Below are 16,730 nucleotides of genomic sequence, written 5' to 3'. Positions count from 1 at the left end.
TCGCTACTCAAAGGAAGTGAGGTATGTTCTTAAACTTGACGTCTAAGGTACTTCACTTCTAGTGAGCACTTGATTTCATTGTGCTTGTGAAGAGGTCAGGGTTTAACGCCTAACCTAATCACAGTGCATCGCATCAAGCGCCCACACTTATCGGTTGTTTAATTGTTAAAGAGCGGTACTGCTAAATTCTTCACTGCCATTTCGCTGAACCCGCCAGCTTCGCGCTGCTTTCGCTTTGCGTCGCTTGCCGTTTTCAGCAGCAGAGAGGTGAGATTATGAAGGAGTTTTTATCGCTTGTCAAGTCAGCGTCGTTCGCTTTCGCGCCCCTGCTTTCTTGCTTGCGACCCCTTCAGGTCTGCTTTCTTTAGCAGCTATCGAAACATCAGAACAACCCATCAGGGTTAACCCTAAGTTTTCGGCAACTGCCAAGCCTGAAACTATAACACAACTTTTGCAGATTATGCAACCGGCTTTTGCCTGACTTGCATCCTATCTTGCAACCCCGCCGCTTTCGCGGCGGCCCTGAATTTCAGGGGTTGGTTACTACTTCAGGTGGCTAGCAATTCGATCCGGGTAAACCCTGAACTCTTATCACCAGCCAAGCCCAAGACTATAGCACGATTTTTGCAGATTGTGCAACTGGCTTTTGCCTGATTTGCGTCAATCCTTGCAACAACCGCTGGGCGCTCATTCCTGAACCCGTCGCGGCAGACTTGGCTGGGTTACCCCGGGTTTTCACCTTGCCTTGCCTGTTGTGCTTGCCTGGCCCCGCGGTTCAAAAACTGTCTGAACTGCGAAGGAGCGAGACTATAGCACAAGTTTTCGGGCTGTCATGTGCCGGAAGCAAAGACTTCCCTTTTTTCCGCAGGCGAGCGCATGGATTTGGCCTCTCTCTATATATATAGGCATCTTGGTGCGCCCTCTTTCCCCTGCCTTGCCCTCTATATAGAGAGACGGCGATTGCTCAGCCCCCACAAAGCGAAAGCGCCGGTCCTTCCCTGGGAAGGACCGGCGCCTGCTGCACCATGCGCCCTACGCTCGGCGAACGGCTACCAGCGCATGTAATCCGTGTGCTTCAGGCGCGCCAGGTCGCGTTGCATGGTGGTTTCGTTGACGAGCCAGTTGGGCGCCCCCACATCTTGCAGAATATGCGGATCCATGTCTCTGGCGAGGTTGCGCAACTGGGATTCGGCGCGACGCTTGCGGTATGCGGCCCAAAGCTTGCCCAGCCAGCCTTTGTACCGATCCGCGTCGTGTTCCTGATTTGCGTTTTGCGGGCTCTCGGCTTGTGCGGCGATGCTGGCGGACAACGGCGCCAACGTGGGTTGAACAGGCTGCCGTGACGGCAAGAAGGAGGGGCCGGGGGACGTGCAGGTTTGGGCAGACATGATGGGCTCCTGGATGGGTTCCTGGATTTAGGACGTTTTGGTAAGCGTAGTCGCCCAACCTGCCGGTGAAAATCGAATTGTTTTTGGTGTATTGGTCAGCTATGCTAACCAAAATCGATTGCCTCATGAAATTCCATGCGTCTACCTTTGAATACCCTGCCCGCTTTCCGCGCCGTCGCCGAGTTGCAGAATTTGCGCGCGGCGGCCGACCGGCTGCACCTGACGCATAGTGCGGTCAGCCAACAGATAAAGGGGCTGGAGGAACAGTTGGGCTTTCCGCTGTTTGAACGCAGCGGGCGCGGCATTGTCTTGAATAGTGCGGGTGCGGCGCTCCTGTGCAGCGTGCAAAGCGCGCTCGCCGTGCTGGATGAAGGCGTGATGGCGGCGGCGGCCGCGGCGACGGGCAGCGAACAGCGACTTCGCGTATCCGTGCTGCCGTCTTTCGCGCAGCGCTGGCTGCTGCCCCGCATGGCGCGGTGGCGGGTTCGGAATCCGGGACTGTCGCTGGAGATCGAGACCTCTCAGCAAGTCGTGGATCTGGTGCGTGACGGCTTTCATGCCGCGCTGCGGTTTGGCCGCGGGCCTTGGGCGGGCGTGGAATCCGAGCCCCTGTTCGACATGCCGCTGCCGCTGATCGCGCTGGCCTCGCCCGAGACGGCGGCAAAGCTGGAAAACCATTCCCCCGAGACGCTGGCCCGCCAGCCGTTGCTGGGCGAACGCGAAATGTGGCAGCACTGGTTCAATGCCGCAGGCCTGCGCACGCCGGTCATGCCGGTGGCCACCTTCAACGACGCAGGGATGATGCTGCAGGCGGCCGAACAAGGCCTGGGCATTACGCTGGGCCGCGAGTTGCTGGCCGCGGATGCCCTGTGCGCCGGCCGCCTGGTGCGGATATCGCCCATGAGCGTGCAATATGAACAGGCGCAGACCTACCATCTGGTCTATCCGCCAAGCCTGAGGGATTGGGCGCCGCTGGTGGCCTTGAAGCAATGGCTGCGCGACGAACTGGAGCTATCCCGTTGCGCCCTCGTCACCATGCCGCCCGAACCGGACGCCCTATCCGCGGAGCCGGGGCGAAAAAAAAGGTAAAGCAGCTTTCGCTGCTTTACCTCTACCCAAACACGGCGCCCGGCGGGAGCACTCCCGGCAGACCAGGATTCGCTTCGCTCGACTAGCCTGGCGGACGCCGCGACGAAGGCAGTCAACGTTGCGTGCCGTCAGGCCACTTTGCGCGCGGGCGATTCCACCGGCTGCATCGAATCCGTTTCATTGAAGCGCTGGTGCCAGGAGAATGCCTCTTCCAGCAAATGGGGCGTCTGGCCGCCGCGCTGGCAGGCGCGGTCGAAATAGTCCTGCAAGGCATCGCGGTAGGACGGGTGCACGCAATGCTGGATGATGGCGCGCGCACGTTCGCGCGGCGCCAGGCCGCGCAGGTCGGCCAGGCCGCATTCCGTCACCAGCACATCGACGTCGTGCTCCGTGTGGTCCACGTGGGACACCATCGGGACTACGCTGGAGATGTCGCCGTTCTTGGCCATCGACTTGGACACGAAGATCGCCAGATGGGCGTTGCGCGCGAAATCGCCCGAGCCACCGATGCCGTTCATCATGTGCGTGCCGCCCACATGGGTCGAGTTCACGTTTCCGTAGATATCGAATTCCAGCGCCGTATTGATGCCGATGATGCCCAGTCGGCGGACGATTTCTGGCGCATTGCTGATTTCCTGTGGGCGCAGCACGATGCGTTCGCGATAGTGCTCGATGTTGGCCAGGATCTTGTCGTACACGGGCTTGGACACCGTGATGGAGGACGCCGATGCGAACGCGAGCTTGCCCTGGTCCAGCAGTTCGATGGCGCTGTCTTGCAGCACTTCGGAGTACATCGTCAGATTCTCGAAATCCGACGATTCGAAGCCGTGCAGCACGGCGTTGGCGATAGTGCCGATGCCAGCCTGCAACGGCAGCAAGGCGTTGGTCAGCCGGCCCGCGTCGACTTCGCCGCGCAGGAACGTGTTGATATGGCTGGCGATGGCGTTGGTGTCGTCGTCGGGCGGCAAGGCGTTGGACGGGCTGTCCGGCTCGTGCGTGATGACGATGGCGGCGATCTTGGCGGGATCCACTTCAATGAAGGGCTGGCCGATGCGCTGGTCCACCGACACCAGGCCGATCGGCTGGCGCGCGGGACGGTCGGCGGGCACATAGATGTCGTGCAGGCCTTCGATGGCAGCGGGCACGCCCACGTTCAATTCGATGATGATCTTGTCGGCCTGCTGCGCGAACGAGGCCGAGTTCCCCACCGACATCGTCGGCACGATCGCGCCCGATTCCGTGATTGCGGCCGCCTCGATGATGGCGACATTGATCGGCCCGATGTGGCCGGCGCGCAGCTGTTCGACGGTTTCGGACAGGTGCTGGTCGATGAAGGCGATTTCGCCCTGGTTGATCTTGCGGCGCAACGTGGTGTCGACCTGGAACGGCATGCGGCGCGCCAGCGCGTTCGCCTGGGCCAGCATCTTGTCGGTATCGTGGCCCAGCGAGGCGCCGGTGATCAGCGTGATCGACAGCGGCTCGCGCCCGGCCCGGGCAGCCAGCGCCGCCGGCACGGACTTACAGTCCCCGGCGCGCGTGAAACCGCTCATTCCGACGGTCATGCCGTCCTGGACCAGCAATGCCGCCTGATCGGCGGAAGTGATCTTGGCGCGCAACCCAGGGTGGCGGATACGGTCGAGATGCATGGTGTCTCCAAATTTAAAGGCCAACGGCTTGCGGCCGGGCGCGGCGAAGCCGCCTATCAGCGCCCGGGCACCGTCTTTCGCGGCGTTTCCCGATATCACGGTGCGGGCACATGCCTGCTTCCGGGATGAATTTTCGGCAGTATAGGAAGGCCCGCTTAAATCTCGTAATGACTTAAACTCATTCAAACCAGTCATTTTTTTCATCAATTGACGTTTTTGCGCGCAACGCGCCTAGGGAGCCCCACGCCATGGACGTGCGCGCATTACGGTATTTCGTGGAAACGGTCAGGCACGCCAGCTTCACGCAGGCGGCCAAAGCGCTGTTCGTCACGCAATCGACCGTGAGCAAGATGATTCGCCAACTGGAAGAAGAGGCGGGCACGCCGCTGCTGATCCGGGATGGCCACACGGCACGGCCCACCGATACCGGGCGCGTCATGTATCAGCGGGGCATGCAGGTGCTGGAGACGATGCGGCAACTGTCCGAAGAATTGCGCCAGACCGCCGACCTGGATCGCGGTGCGCTGGAGGTCGGCATCCCGCCGATGATCAACCTGCTGTTCACGCCGGTGGTCAAGCGCTTCCGCGAACTGCATCCCGGCATCCACCTGACCCTGCGCGAAGGCACCGGCCAGGCCGTCGAAGGCCTGGTCGCCAGCGGTGAAATCGAGGTGGGCGCCACGATCTTGCCCATCGCACCTGACGGCGGACTAGCCGCCCAGCCGTTCGGCAGCTACCCCATCTGGGTGATCGGCCCGCCCGACGCCCCCTGGGCTGGCAAGACATCACTGCCTTTGAGCGCCTTGCGCGACGCGCGGCTGCTGATCCCCACCGACGACTTCGCCGTCACCCGGCGCCTGCGCCAGGCCTTTGCCGACGCGGGCTTTCAGCCCGGCATCGCGGCGCAAAGCGCGCATTGGGATTTTCTGGTGGCGATGGCTTCCGCCGGCCTGGGCGTGGCGCTGCTGCCCGAGCCGCTGATGCAGCGCATGAAGACGCGCGGCCTGAGTACGGCCAAACTGGCCAAGTCCGGCATGCAATGGGAGGTGGGCCACATCTGGCTGCAGTCAGGCTACCTGTCTTTTGCCGCGCGCGCCTGGCTGGACGTGTGCGACGCGGTGCTGGGCAAACCCAAAAAACCGGTCCCGCGAGGCGCGCCGGCCCGCCCGAGTTGATTCCAAACGTTGACCTCGTAAACGCGGATTGCCGGTGGACGCGCCGGCACGCGGCGTCGGCGGTCCCGCATTCGATCCGGCCCTGTTTCTGCCCCCCGGGAATCGGCGGACACGCCCCTGGAACACTGCGTTGTAAATTGGGGACGTGCTACTAGTTTTTGTTGCAACGAACCGGTCCGAGGCTTGTTATGCTGCCGCCTCGACGCGAGTGTCTCGCACAAGAACATGACCCAGATCCGCATCCCCCTGCTCTTACGCACCCGGCGCCCTTTTGCGTCCCAGATCGCCGCGCTAGTCGCGGCGTTGTTGTTGGCGCTCTGCCTGATGCCCGCCTTCGCGGCGCCGCCGACCAACCCGGCGGAAACCGAAACGCTGTTGGCGGCGGCGCGCAAGCAGATCGACGACATCCGCAAGCGCGTCGCCGACCAGACCGACGACGCCACGCTCGTGAAGCAGCGCGGCGACGCCTTGGACATCCAGTCGAAAGCCGATGCAGCCAGCGAAGCGCTGGCGCCCCAGCTGACCAGCCTGAACGCCCGGCTGAGCGAACTGGGCGCACCGCCCGAAGGCGCCAAGGAGGCGCCCGACGTGGCGGCCCAGCGCACGCAGCTGGAAAAAAGCAGCCGCGCGCTGGATGCGCAGATCAAACTGGCCCGCCTGCTGTCCGTGGACGCCGCGCAGACCGCGGAACAGATCTCGGCCCAGCGCCGCACGCAGTTCCAGGCACGTATGGGCGAACGCCGCGACTCGTTCCTGTCCAAGCAATTCTGGGTGGAGTTCCATGAGGAATTCCCGCGCGATCTCGAACGCCTTGAGGCCTTGCGCGACGACCTGACCACCGCCATCGGCCAAACGCCGAAATGGGGGTGGCTGCTGGTGGCTGCGGCCGCGGCGCTGACGATCGCGCTACGCATGTGGATCGGCCGCCTGTTCCTGCGCTTGACGGCGACCCGCGTACCGCCCGGCCGGCTGCGGCGCTCGTTCCTGGCGGTGGCGCAACTGACGCTGTCGGTGGCGACGCCGGGCCTGGTGGCGCTATTGATCCATGCCGGCCTGGACTGGAATTCGCAGCTGTCCGACAACACGGGCGCGCTGCTGGCGACGCTGGTCGCGACCGTCTGCTTCGGCGGCTACGTGTCGGGCCTGGGCAACGCGTTGCTGTCGACGCATCGCCCGTCCTGGCGCCTGCCTCCCATCAGCGACGCCGTGGCGACGCGCCTGAATTGGCTGCCCAACCTGCTGGGCACGCTGGTCGTGATGATCTGGCTGGCCGAACGGCTGCCGGTGCTGCTGAACGCCAGCCTGACGACGACGATCACGCTGACGGGCATCGTCGCCGCGATCATCATGACGACGATGGCCATCGTGCTGGCCATCTGCCGCAGGCTGCGACGCCAGAGCATCCAGGAAAACGACGTACCCGCCCCCTTCTGGACTTCCCTGCTGCTGGGCACGGTGTGGGCCGTGCTGATTCTGGGCCTTGCCAGCCTGCTGGCGGGCTATGTGGCGTTCGGCGCCTTCCTGACCAAGCAAGTGTTGTGGACGCTGATCGTGCTGGCGTCCGCCTATCTGGTGTCGACGCTGATCGAGGACGGCTTCAGCACGCTGCTGGGCACGTCGCACCGCGAAGGCGAGAACGAGGGCCCCAGCCTGCGCGACCAGGCGGCTGTGCTGCTATCGGGCGTCGGCCGCGTGGCGGTGGGTTTGCTGGCGGTGATCATGCTGCTGGCGCCCTTCGGCGAAGGGCCGGCGGATCTGCTTCAGCGCTTTGACCAACTGCGCAAAGGCCTGGCGATCGGTGAAGCGCAGATCCGTCCCGGCGCAGTGCTGCAAGCGGTGATCGTGCTGGCCCTGTCGCTGCTGAGCGTGAAGATGCTCAAGCGCTGGCTGTCGAACCGCTACCTGCCGACCACGGAACTCGACCCCGGGATGCAGTTGTCGGCCGCGACCTTGTTCGGATATGCGGGGTTTGTCCTGGCGATCGCCTTGTCGTTGTCGGCGGCCGGCATCGGCCTGGAACGCGTGGCGTGGATCGCCAGTGCGTTGTCGGTGGGTATCGGTTTCGGCCTGCAAGCGGTCGTGCAGAACTTCGTGTCGGGCCTCATCCTGCTGGCCGAGCGCCCCGTCAAGGTCGGCGACTGGGTGTCGCTGGGCGGCGTCGAAGGCGACATCCTGCGCATCAACGTCCGCGCCACGGAAATCCAGATGGGCGACCGGTCCACGGTGATCGTTCCGAACTCGGAATTCGTGACCAAGACGGTGCGCAACGTGACCCGATCGAACCCCCTGGGCCTGGTGCAGATCAAGCTGCCCCTGCCGCTGTCAACGGACGCCGAGCAAGTGCGCGAATTGATCTTGCAGGCCTTCGCCGACCACGAAGACGTGCTGGAGGCGCCCGCGCCCAACGTGTTCCTGGACGGCATCGAAGGCGGCAACCTGATCTTCAACGCCAAGGGCTACGTGTCCTCGCCGCGTGCTGCGTACGGCGTGCGCAGCGCAATGCTGTTCACGGTGCTCAAGCGCCTGAACGACGCGGGCCTGGAAGTGTCTTCGCCCCCCACCATGCTATTGGCCTCGGCCCCCCAGCCGGCGGCGGCGCCCGGCGCCGTCGCGCCGCCCGCCTCCTCCTGAACCGGATTGCGCCCGCGACGCCGCCAGTCGTCAGCCGGGCGAGTACAGGTCGGCGAACTGCTGCCGATCCAGCCTCGGATTGCGCAATGGCGGCGACGCCAGCGCGGTGGTCTGGACCGCTTGCACCGGATACGCCTGCACTGTGGGCGCCAAAGGCCTGGCCAGCGTCTGCGCCGGCGCGGGTGCGGGAGGCACGACGGCGATGGTCGAGGTCGTCGAGGTCTGCGCGACCGCCGTCGTATCGAATCGATGATCGGCCGTCGTCAGCGCCGGATTGGTGCAAAGGCCTTGCGCCACCAGCGCGGCCTTGGTGCGGTCGTCGGTCTGGCACAGGATGTCGATGGCCGCGGTCTCCAGCCGGCGCGAACGGTCCGCGTCCTTGGTGGAGGCGGCCGCTTGCATCGTGCGCTCGAAGTTGCGCCGCAAGCTGCATTTCTGGTCTTCGATCGGAATGGCCACATTCATGCCGAAGCCCACCACGGAGCCCCCGCCGCCCGCCGACACCATGCAGCTGTCCGACGAGAACGAACCATAGAAGCTCTGCCCCCCCACCGGTGGAACCGTCTTCACGGTGCTGGAACCGCTATTGTTGGAATTCAGCGTGATGCCCTGGTTGTTGCCGGCATTGGTCGACCCCGATGACGCGGATGTCGTAGAACTGGAGTTGCTGGTCTGCGCCGAGGCCGTGAATGCCGCCAGCGACAGGGAAATTGCAAGCACTATGGTTTTCATGATGTCCCCTCGACCGGACGGCCGAAGCCGTCCGGATAATTGGGTCAGTGGTTGAAGCCGGAGATGTGGCCCACCCCGCCCACACCGCCGATCGACCCAAACGCGCCGATGTTGCCGGCAACGAAAGTCCCCGTCGCCGACGCGGCGGTATCGGTCTTGCCGAACGACGCGCCGCCGTTGGCGATGCTATCGCCCACCATGATGGGAGCGTTGCCCGTCACATTGCCGTAGGATTCGCTGGTGGCGTACTGGCGCGTGCTGGTGACCACTTGCGTGCCGTCCCGGTTGAACGTGCCGCCGACTTGGGCGACGCCGCCCGTTTCGCCGAACGACGTCTGGCTGGAAGACCCGTAGCCATTGACCTGGGTCGCCACCACCGAACTGCCGGTCGAGACCGACGAGGCCGTGCCATTGATCGTGCCGGCATGGCCGGTGATCGACACGGAGGGCATGCCCGGTCCGCTGGCATAAGCCGATGCGGCAAACAAGGTCATGGCTGCGACTGCTGCGAGCTTTTTCATTTGAGCTCCTCCTGATCCGCTTCATGCGGATGCACAGGTGCCGGTGGCCGACCGGCGCGGACCGCTACGTCCCTCCCCCGTGCCCGCACGAAGACGAGTGGCGTGGGACTTATGTATTGGTACGGAATGATTGCTCCGTCCTAGGCATGTCGATATCGGTTAAACGGGCGACCGCGTCTTTGTGGACGAGGGCGGCCTGTCGATCGGTGAGCGAAACAGACGAGCGCGTGCGCGCGTTGCCATGCGTTTGGACGATGAAAAGCGCAGCGGGCGGCTGCCTCGCGCAAGCGGGCTCAACTTTAAGGATGGGGAGAGGCGCCGCCGGCTCGGACAAGGTGCCTAGCGCACACGCCGGCAGGCATGCCGGCGATGGCCTTTAGGCTGAATGTCAGCTTGGCAGGGCGGGCGCAAGCGTGAAGAACTGCGTGGCTTCCCGGCGGACCAGCCAGAGATCGCCCGCGACGAGCATCAGCAGGAAGCCGCATTCCGCCAGGTCCAGGTCGGCCAGCACGTGGTAGCTGGCCACTAGCGCGATGCCCAGTGCGCCGGCCAGCCACGCGGGCCAGGCGGGCGCCAGCCCTTGGACGGTAGGACGCAGGCCACGGCTCCAGCACAGCCATGCCATCAAGGGCAGGCACAGCACCGACAAAGGGATGTAGATGGCGATCGCGGACAGCAGCACCGCTACGCTGAATTGCGTATTGAGCGCCAGCGCCATGATGGCGACAACGGCGATGCCCGCGTACCACAGCAGGCGAACGGCAATGAGACGAGTCAAGGCGACGGCACGAAGAGTCATCGGGACAGGCTGGAACAGGAATTTTCAGCCATACTACTCCGGCCGGCCAGGCCTCACCTGGCCCCAATTATTCGGAGACACCGTCATGATCCAGGAGATTGCCAGCATCCATGTCCGCGAAGAGCAGGAAGCGCTGTTCGAGGCAGGCGTCGCAGAGGCCAAGCCGCTGTTCCTGCGGGCCCGCGGCTGCCACGGCATGGAGCTGTACCGCAGCATCGAGCAACCGCAGCGCTATACGCTCGTCGTGGATTGGGAAACGGTCGAGAACCACATGGTGGATTTCCGCGAATCGACCGATTTCCAGGAATGGCGCAAGCTCGTCGCGGGCTTTTTCGTCGAGCCGCCCCAGGTGCACCACGAACAAAAGGTGATCTGACCGTCAGGCCGTTTCGGGCGGATCGTCGTACTTGCGGGCGCTGCCCGCAAAACGGTCCGCCGGATATTTCTGCGCGTTCTTCACCATCTTGCGCGCTACGGCGTCGGCGATATCGATGCCCAGCTGATCCGCCAGCGCCACCAGGTACATCTGCACATCCGCGATTTCATCTGCGGCGTCCGCCAGGCGATCCGGCGCCATATTGCGCGACTCGTCCTCGGTCAGCCATTGGAACAGGGACACGAGTTCGCCGGCCTCGCCCGACAGGGCCATCGACAGGTTCTTGGGCGAGTGAAACGGCTGCCAGGCCCTTTCCGCCGTGAAGGCCCGCACCGCAAGCTTGATCTGTTCAAGGTCGGACATCGAATTTTCCAGATAACGGATGACGCGTCAGGGCGTAGCCAGCCGCGAGCTGGCCGCCAATGCCACGGCCACGGTCGTGCGCACGTCGGCCAAGGCGCGGTGAGTCGGATCCGACGCGCCCACGTGGCGCGCCAGTATCTCAAGTTTGTGGGACGGGAGTTCGGGCCAGGCGCGCCGCGCCAGCGCCAGCGTGCAATGCGTGGGATTCGCGAACGGCAAACCGGTCTGGTCGGCCGCCGCGCCCAGGAAGCGCCGGTCGAACGAGGCGTTGTGGAAGAACACCGGCAAGTCCTCGACGAATTCCAGGAAGGACGAAAACGCCTGCACCACCGGCACGCCGTGGCGGTCGACTTCCGCCTGGGTGATGCCCGTCAGCCGGGTAATGAAAGACGGCACGGGCGACCGGGTGCGCACCACCTGGGTGTACTGGCGAGCCAGCGTGCCGCAGGTTTCGACACGGACCGCCGCGAATTCCAGGATTTCGCACGTGGCCGTGGACAGCCCGGTGGTTTCCAAGTCGGCCACGATGAACGGGCCGCGCAGCGCCTGCAATGCCGAATCCAACGCCGCGGAGGCTTGCGCCCGGTTGACGGTCGCGCGCGATACGCCGCTTGCCCGTGGACGCCGGTTGAAGAACGTCACGGCGCTACTCCGCCGGGTGCAACGGCGCGAAACGCGGCGAGCCGTCGGCCAGTTGGCCAAAGAACAGCGTGGCGGGCCGCACCCACAAGCCGCGCGCGTGGGGCCAAAGGTGTTCGTACACCACCATGGACTCTTCGGTCTCGGAGTGGCGGGCGGTGCCCACGTACAGATACAGGCCGCCCTTGTAGTGGCGGTGCGAGGCAAGGGCCAGGGCTTCGGATTCGGTCATGGACGGGTGCCGCAAATAGAGCGGCCCGGGCGGAAGCGATCCGGCCCAGGCCTGGGATTCAGACAATACCGTCTTTATAGCGCACTCGCGCGGGCGTCTGCCCGCGCAATGGTCAATACCGCACGTACTCCAGCACCGGCTTGGGCGCCAGCGGGGTATTCGCCGCCGGCCGCGCCCGCACGGCGGCCGCCACGGGCTTGACCACCCCTACAGGCCGATGGTCTTTGCGCGTGGCGTGCGCATCCGCCGCTTCCTGCGTGGCCTGCAACGTCTGGGCGGCCTCGGCGGTCATCTGCGTGATGTCTTCGGTGACATCTCCCAACTTGGCCGATTGCGCCAGCGACACGTTCACCACTTCCGCCATGATTTCGGTGACGCGGCGCGACGACGCCACGATGTCTTCCATGGTGGCGCCCGCCGATTGCACTTGTCCGGCGCCGCTTTCGATCTGTTCGACGGACGTCGTGATCAGCCCCTTGATCTCTTTGGCGGCGGCGGCGCTATTCTGCGCCAGGCTGCGGACCTCGGCCGCGACCACCGCAAACCCCTTGCCGTGCGTGCCTGCCCGAGCGGCCTCCACGGCCGCGTTCAAGGCCAGGATGTTCGTCTGAAAGGCGATGCCGTCCATGACGCCGATGATCTCGGAGATGCGCCGCGAGCTATCGGTAATGGCACCCATCGTCTGCACGACGCCTTTCACCGTCTTGCCGCCCTGTTCCGCGACTTTGCAGGCGTCTTGCGCCAGCGCGTTGGCCTGACTGGCGCGTTCGGCGTTTTCCGTCAGCCCCTGCACCGCCACCCGCAATGTCTGCGCGGCGGTGAACCGCTTGGTGATGTCGGTGGCGTACTTCACGACTTTGAATGGCCGCCCTTCGGGGTCGAAGATCGGGTTGTAGCTGGCTTCGATCCAGACCTGGCGGCCACCCTTGCCGATGCGCAGGTATTGGCCGGTGTCATGCTGGCCGCTGCGCAGCTTGCGCCAGAACTCCTGGTAGGCCGCCGTGCGCGCCTCTTCGGGCCGCACGAACATGCTGTGGTGCCGGCCCTCGACTTCGGACGCGTGATACCCCACCGCATTCAGGAACAGGTCGTTGGCGCGGATGATCGTGCCGTCGAGTTCGAACTCGATAATCGCCTGCACCTTGGAAATGGCCGCCAACTGGCCTTCCGTATCCGCCTGGCGTTGCTGCTGGTCGGTAATGTCGGTGGCGTACTTGACGACTTTTATCGGCCGGCCGCGCTTATCGAAGATGGGGTTATACGACGCCTGAAGCCAGACGTCCCGGCCGTCGCTGCGAACGCGGCGGTAGCGGCCCGCGTCATAGGCACCCTGACCTAGTTTTTGCCAAAAGGCCAGATACTCGACGGTTTCGCGTTCATCCGGGTCGATGAACATGCGGTGGTGCTGCCCCAGGACTTCATCCAGGGAATAACCCATGGTGTCCAGAAAATTCTGGTTGGCCATCAAGACATGACCTTCCAGATCGAATTCGATAACGGCCTGCGCTTTGTGGATAGCTGAAATCTGGCCGTAAAGATCCGCCTTCTGCATGCCGCGTTCTGCGCGGAACAAGCGACTAAGGGTGATCCATTGCATGATGGCGTCTCCTGCCTAGGATGGGACGAAGTTTCTGAAAACGGTCGACAAGCGGAATCTCTGAATCAGAACTGCTTGGCGCGTCCCACACTCAGGCAATGCATGCCGCGCCGCATGCACTTGCTACCTGGAGGTCCGTCGCCACAGCGGTAACGGCAGGTCTGAACAAAAAAATAGGCACACAAGAATGTATCCAGTCGAAAATATTTAATCCTAAAAATGATCGTTTCTCAACCTATTACCGATAGCGCTGCGAAAAAAATCGTCACGCCGAATATTCATTCAGCAAATATTCAACAGCGCCATCAGTCTGCCCTTATAACGTTGCTCAGGGTTAATACGAATTCCATCGTCTTTTTCAAGCGAATGGATTACACACGCCTATTACAAGGCGGTTGCTGGCCCCATTATTAATATGCGCGATGAAAATGCGGGCGGGATAACCCGGCAAACCAAAGCCGCTCGAGCCGGACTTCGATTGAAGGCGCCGCCCCATTCATGACGCCGTCAGGCGGCGTCCAGTTCTCGATACTGGCGGAAGATGCATTCGCCGAAAGGCAGACGCCTGCCGCTGTCGAAATACGCCTGCAACACAGGCAGTACCGCCACGCGCGCGTGCAAGGCCATCACGTTCGGATAATCCGACGCCACGGTGCCCATGCGTTTGGGAAATGCATAGAGCAGACCGTCGACCAGATGGAACAACGACAAGTCGACATAGGTCCAGCGCTTGCCGCCAGCCAGCCACGCAGTCGGTCCAGCCAGCGCGCGTTCGAAGTACGCCAGGAATTTGGGGATGCGCTCTTCCCGGAAACTGCGCGCGCGGCGGGCGGCCTCTTCTTTCTGGTCTTCGTAATAATCGTTGGCGGATATGGGGTGATGCGTGTCGTGCGCTTCGGTCACCATATCGGCGATGGTCAATTGCAGCTGGTTTACCCACAGCCTGCCTTCCAGCGATTCGGGCGCCAACCCGTGCTTTTCACCCAGGAAAAGCAGGATATTGGCGGTCTGGCCCAGTGTCATGCCGCCCGCCACCAGATACGGCGGCGCGAACGGCGGATGCTTGCGCGCGGACTGCATGTCTTCGATCAACGCATTTTCAGAAGCGCCGGGTTCGCGCACGCGTTCACGATACGGAATGCCGCCGGCTTCCAGCGCCAGGCGCACGAATTCGCCGCGCCCGGGAATACCGTCCCAATACCAGAGGTCATAAGTCATGCCGTCTCCTTGGTAAGCGAAGGCTAGGCAGGAAATACGCTGACGCCGCCCTCTTGCCCGACTGCCTGCTGGCAGCGGGCCTGTTGATACTGGCGCGGGGATAATCCGAAGTGCGCCCTGAAATCGCGCGAGAAATGCGCGCCGTCCGCAAAACCGCAGTCCAACGCAATCTGCGTGATGCTGCAAGGATTATTCAGCAACAACCAGCTTCCGTATTCCAGCCGTAACTGGCGCTGGAACGCCATGGGCGACATGCCCGTGGCAAGACGGAACGCGCGCTCCAACTGCCGCCGGCCGACGCCGACATAGCGCGCGATGGCGTCCAGCGGCGGGGGGTTATCAATGCGCTGCTCGATGAAGTGCGCGGCCTGGCGCACGCGCAGATCCTGGATACCGGACAGGTCCGTGCGGAAATGCGCCTGCGGCACGCGGCCCGGACGCACGCCTTGCAGCATCATGTGCCGCATGGCCTGCTGCGCCTTGTCGCGCCCGCAATGCCGCGCCACCAGATACAGGCCCAGGTCGATCGCCGCGGTTGATCCTGCGCAAGAGATCAGGTCGCCCTCGTCCACGAACAAGCGGTCCACCACCGCCCGGGTCTGCGGAAAGCGTTCGCGGAACGCATCCAGCACATTCCAATGCACGCAGACCGTGCGCGGCCCGATCACGTCGGCCTGGGCCAGCGCGAACGTGCCCGTGCAGATGCCCAAGAGGCGCACCCGCAGCGCCGCCGCCAGCCGAAGCCAGTCGCGCAGCGGTTCCGGCATGCGGCCGTTGATGTAGTCGTTGCCCCCGCACACCGCCACATAGTCGAACTGGGCAGGATCGTCGGGCAGGCTGTCGGCCACATCGATGGTCAGGCCCGCGCTGGAGCAGCGCGGCTTGCCGTCCCAGCTCATCACGCGCCATGCCGTATGGATCTGCCGGCTGCGTCCGCCGTGGTCGCCGGCCAGGCGCAGCACATCCACCAAGCCGGCGAAAGCGGCCAGCGTGAACTGGTCCATCAGCACGATGCCGATGGTGAGTGCGGGTTTCCCCTGGGGCAGGCCTTCCACGGCGTCCTCATAGGAGGAAGACGGGCAAGCGGCGGTTTCGGCGGTGGTCATGTCGCAATTATTCAAGTTTTTGTCCCGCGTCTTCAAGCTCGTTTTCCCGGGGATCACCCAAGATGCAGGTATGGCAATGTCACGGCTCCGTCCTGGAGCGCCCTGTTCCAGCGGCCGCCGCGACAAGCCGATAAATCGACAAGGGGAATCCGACATGGCAACACCTACCCGCAGCGCCGTCCGCGCTGCCTTGCTGGGCGCCGGCCTATTGCTGGCCACGCAGGCGATGGCGCAGCAGCAGAAGATCACCGTCGCCTGGTATGGCGGCAATTGGGGCGACGCTTTCCGCGCCTGCGTCGCCGACCCCTACACCAAGGCCACGGGCGTGACGGTCGTGCCGGAAGTCGGCACGTCGACGACCACCCTGGCCAAGCTGCAGCAGCAGAAGAACGCGCCCACGATCGATGTGGCCTGGATGGACGGCGGCATCAGCGAACTGGCTGCGCAGGCTGGCGTCCTGGACACGCTGGACCCCGCTTCCATCCCCAATCTGAAGAACGTCATCGACCAGGGCGTGTACCGCAATGGCGATGCGGCGTATGCCGTCAGCACCGGCTACTACTCGCTGGGCATCACCTACAACACCAAGGAAGTGCCGCAAGCGCCGACCAGCTGGAAGGATCTGTGGAAGCCCGAGTACGCCGGCGCCGTCGCCGTGCCCTCGCCCGCGAATTCGTCCGGGGTGCCATTCATCTTCTTCCTGGCGCGCGTCTGGGCGATCGACCCGTCCAACCTGGCTCCGCTGTACGCCAAGCTGGCCACGCTGGACACCGCCTTGTTCTTCGATAGCTCGGGCGCTGCCAGCAATGCCTATCAAAGCGGCGAGGCCATCATCGGCGCGCACTTCAACGTGGGCGCCTGGGACTTGATCGACAAGGGCCTGCCCATCGGCTTCGCCGTGCCCAAGGAAGGCGCGTGGGCCACGGACGCCCGCCTGCACCTGGTCAAGGGCGCGCCCAATGCGGCCGCGGCCAAGAAGTTCATCGACACCGCGCTGACGCCCGACGCCGCCGTCTGCCTGGCCACCCGCCTGTACCTGGGGCCCGCCGTCAAGGACGTGCAGGTGCCCAAGGACGTGGCCCGCAAGCTGCCGTGGGGCGCCGATGGCTCGGTGAAGAACCTGAGCCTGTTCGACTGGAACCTCATCAACAGCCGCCGCGCCGAAGTCACCGATGCGTGGAACCGCCAGGTCGCCCGCAAGCGCTAGGCCGGGGTCGA

General features: G+C 63.9%; 16 protein-coding genes. 5 read left to right on the top strand and 11 right to left on the bottom strand.

Going from position 1 to position 16,730, the window contains the following annotated elements:
- Nucleotides 1–1,049: 1,049 nt before the first annotated feature.
- Nucleotides 1,050–1,388, bottom strand: a complete 339-nt coding sequence (locus tag A9973_RS31140; RefSeq protein WP_255469137.1) for a hypothetical protein — start codon at nt 1,386–1,388, stop codon at nt 1,050–1,052.
- A gap of 135 nt (nt 1,389–1,523) precedes the next feature.
- Here A9973_RS31140 and A9973_RS12395 point away from each other — a divergent pair, with 135 nt between their 5' ends.
- Entirely contained in the window at nt 1,524–2,477 is a 954-nt protein-coding gene (locus A9973_RS12395) for a LysR substrate-binding domain-containing protein (protein WP_183014073.1), read from the top strand.
- 128 nt (nt 2,478–2,605) lie between these two features.
- On the opposite strand, the gene A9973_RS12390 is transcribed toward A9973_RS12395, so the two are convergent.
- Complete coding sequence (locus A9973_RS12390; RefSeq protein WP_183014072.1) at nt 2,606–4,123, bottom strand: acetyl-CoA hydrolase/transferase family protein; 1,518 nt, start codon at nt 4,121–4,123, stop codon at nt 2,606–2,608.
- Between the two features lie 248 nt (nt 4,124–4,371).
- Here A9973_RS12390 and A9973_RS12385 point away from each other — a divergent pair, with 248 nt between their 5' ends.
- Together A9973_RS12385 and A9973_RS12380 are read left to right on the top strand one after the other, a co-directional pair.
- Nucleotides 4,372–5,298 (top strand): LysR family transcriptional regulator, encoded by a 927-nt coding sequence (locus A9973_RS12385; protein WP_183014071.1) that lies wholly within the window; start codon nt 4,372–4,374, stop codon nt 5,296–5,298.
- A gap of 225 nt (nt 5,299–5,523) precedes the next feature.
- Complete coding sequence (locus A9973_RS12380; RefSeq protein ID WP_183014070.1) at nt 5,524–7,929, top strand: DUF3772 domain-containing protein; 2,406 nt, start codon at nt 5,524–5,526, stop codon at nt 7,927–7,929.
- Between the two features lie 30 nt (nt 7,930–7,959).
- Here the strand turns inward: A9973_RS12380 and A9973_RS12375 are convergent, their stop codons facing one another.
- From A9973_RS12375 to A9973_RS12365, 3 genes are all read right to left on the bottom strand, one after another.
- A complete protein-coding gene (locus tag A9973_RS12375; RefSeq protein WP_183014069.1) occupies nt 7,960–8,661 on the bottom strand; it encodes a hypothetical protein in 702 nt (233 codons plus the stop codon).
- Between the two features lie 44 nt (nt 8,662–8,705).
- Nucleotides 8,706–9,182: a hypothetical protein gene (locus tag A9973_RS12370; RefSeq protein ID WP_035214242.1), complete on the bottom strand. Its 477-nt coding sequence runs from the start codon at nt 9,180–9,182 to the stop codon at nt 8,706–8,708.
- 388 nt (nt 9,183–9,570) lie between these two features.
- Complete coding sequence (locus A9973_RS12365; RefSeq protein ID WP_255469136.1) at nt 9,571–9,960, bottom strand: hypothetical protein; 390 nt, start codon at nt 9,958–9,960, stop codon at nt 9,571–9,573.
- 106 nt (nt 9,961–10,066) lie between these two features.
- Between A9973_RS12365 and A9973_RS12360 the strand changes: the two genes are divergently transcribed.
- Nucleotides 10,067–10,357, top strand: a complete 291-nt coding sequence (locus tag A9973_RS12360) for an antibiotic biosynthesis monooxygenase (protein WP_183014067.1) — start codon at nt 10,067–10,069, stop codon at nt 10,355–10,357.
- A gap of 3 nt (nt 10,358–10,360) precedes the next feature.
- Here A9973_RS12360 and A9973_RS12355 read toward each other — a convergent pair whose 3' ends face one another.
- The 6 genes from A9973_RS12355 to A9973_RS12330 all read right to left on the bottom strand — a co-directional run bounded on the left by A9973_RS12355 (nt 10,361) and on the right by A9973_RS12330 (nt 15,512).
- Entirely contained in the window at nt 10,361–10,720 is a 360-nt protein-coding gene (locus A9973_RS12355; RefSeq protein ID WP_183014066.1) for a nucleotide pyrophosphohydrolase, read from the bottom strand.
- 27 nt (nt 10,721–10,747) lie between these two features.
- Nucleotides 10,748–11,362: a 3'-5' exonuclease gene (locus A9973_RS12350; protein ID WP_183014065.1), complete on the bottom strand. Its 615-nt coding sequence runs from the start codon at nt 11,360–11,362 to the stop codon at nt 10,748–10,750.
- Nucleotides 11,363–11,366: 4 nt separating this feature from the next.
- Nucleotides 11,367–11,591 (bottom strand): DUF1653 domain-containing protein, encoded by a 225-nt coding sequence (locus tag A9973_RS12345; protein WP_183014064.1) that lies wholly within the window; start codon nt 11,589–11,591, stop codon nt 11,367–11,369.
- A 112-nt stretch (nt 11,592–11,703) separates the two neighbouring features.
- Entirely contained in the window at nt 11,704–13,188 is a 1,485-nt protein-coding gene (locus A9973_RS12340) for a methyl-accepting chemotaxis protein (protein WP_183014063.1), read from the bottom strand.
- Nucleotides 13,189–13,695: 507 nt separating this feature from the next.
- A complete protein-coding gene (locus A9973_RS12335; RefSeq protein WP_183014062.1) occupies nt 13,696–14,406 on the bottom strand; it encodes a glutathione S-transferase in 711 nt (236 codons plus the stop codon).
- A gap of 23 nt (nt 14,407–14,429) precedes the next feature.
- The gene (locus A9973_RS12330; RefSeq protein ID WP_183014061.1) at nt 14,430–15,512 is read right to left on the bottom strand and encodes a GlxA family transcriptional regulator; all 1,083 of its coding nucleotides are present in this window, start codon (nt 15,510–15,512) and stop codon (nt 14,430–14,432) included.
- Nucleotides 15,513–15,666: 154 nt separating this feature from the next.
- Between A9973_RS12330 and A9973_RS12325 the strand changes: the two genes are divergently transcribed.
- Nucleotides 15,667–16,719: an ABC transporter substrate-binding protein gene (locus A9973_RS12325; RefSeq protein ID WP_183014060.1), complete on the top strand. Its 1,053-nt coding sequence runs from the start codon at nt 15,667–15,669 to the stop codon at nt 16,717–16,719.
- The last annotated feature ends 11 nt before the right edge of the window (nt 16,720–16,730 follow it).

This window comes from Achromobacter sp. UMC46 (genome assembly GCF_014170335.1).
In the GTDB taxonomy this organism is placed as follows: Bacteria; Pseudomonadota; Gammaproteobacteria; order Burkholderiales; family Burkholderiaceae_B; genus Achromobacter.
This window is presented reverse-complemented; position numbering and strand designations above follow the sequence as displayed.

Bases quoted from the DNA above. Each gene is read 5' to 3' on its own strand.
- A9973_RS31140 (WP_255469137.1), bottom strand. From the start codon at position 1,388: ATGTCTGCCCAAACCTGCACGTCCCCCGGCCCCTCCTTCTTGCCGTCA.
- A9973_RS12395 (WP_183014073.1), top strand. From the start codon at position 1,524: ATGCGTCTACCTTTGAATACCCTGCCCGCTTTCCGCGCCGTCGCCGAG.
- A9973_RS12390 (WP_183014072.1), bottom strand. From the start codon at position 4,123: ATGCATCTCGACCGTATCCGCCACCCTGGGTTGCGCGCCAAGATCACT.
- A9973_RS12385 (WP_183014071.1), top strand. From the start codon at position 4,372: ATGGACGTGCGCGCATTACGGTATTTCGTGGAAACGGTCAGGCACGCC.
- A9973_RS12380 (WP_183014070.1), top strand. From the start codon at position 5,524: ATGACCCAGATCCGCATCCCCCTGCTCTTACGCACCCGGCGCCCTTTT.
- A9973_RS12375 (WP_183014069.1), bottom strand. From the start codon at position 8,661: ATGAAAACCATAGTGCTTGCAATTTCCCTGTCGCTGGCGGCATTCACG.
- A9973_RS12370 (WP_035214242.1), bottom strand. From the start codon at position 9,182: ATGAAAAAGCTCGCAGCAGTCGCAGCCATGACCTTGTTTGCCGCATCG.
- A9973_RS12360 (WP_183014067.1), top strand. From the start codon at position 10,067: ATGATCCAGGAGATTGCCAGCATCCATGTCCGCGAAGAGCAGGAAGCG.
- A9973_RS12355 (WP_183014066.1), bottom strand. From the start codon at position 10,720: ATGTCCGACCTTGAACAGATCAAGCTTGCGGTGCGGGCCTTCACGGCG.
- A9973_RS12345 (WP_183014064.1), bottom strand. From the start codon at position 11,591: ATGACCGAATCCGAAGCCCTGGCCCTTGCCTCGCACCGCCACTACAAG.
- A9973_RS12340 (WP_183014063.1), bottom strand. From the start codon at position 13,188: ATGCAATGGATCACCCTTAGTCGCTTGTTCCGCGCAGAACGCGGCATG.
- A9973_RS12335 (WP_183014062.1), bottom strand. From the start codon at position 14,406: ATGACTTATGACCTCTGGTATTGGGACGGTATTCCCGGGCGCGGCGAA.
- A9973_RS12330 (WP_183014061.1), bottom strand. From the start codon at position 15,512: ATGACCACCGCCGAAACCGCCGCTTGCCCGTCTTCCTCCTATGAGGAC.
- A9973_RS12325 (WP_183014060.1), top strand. From the start codon at position 15,667: ATGGCAACACCTACCCGCAGCGCCGTCCGCGCTGCCTTGCTGGGCGCC.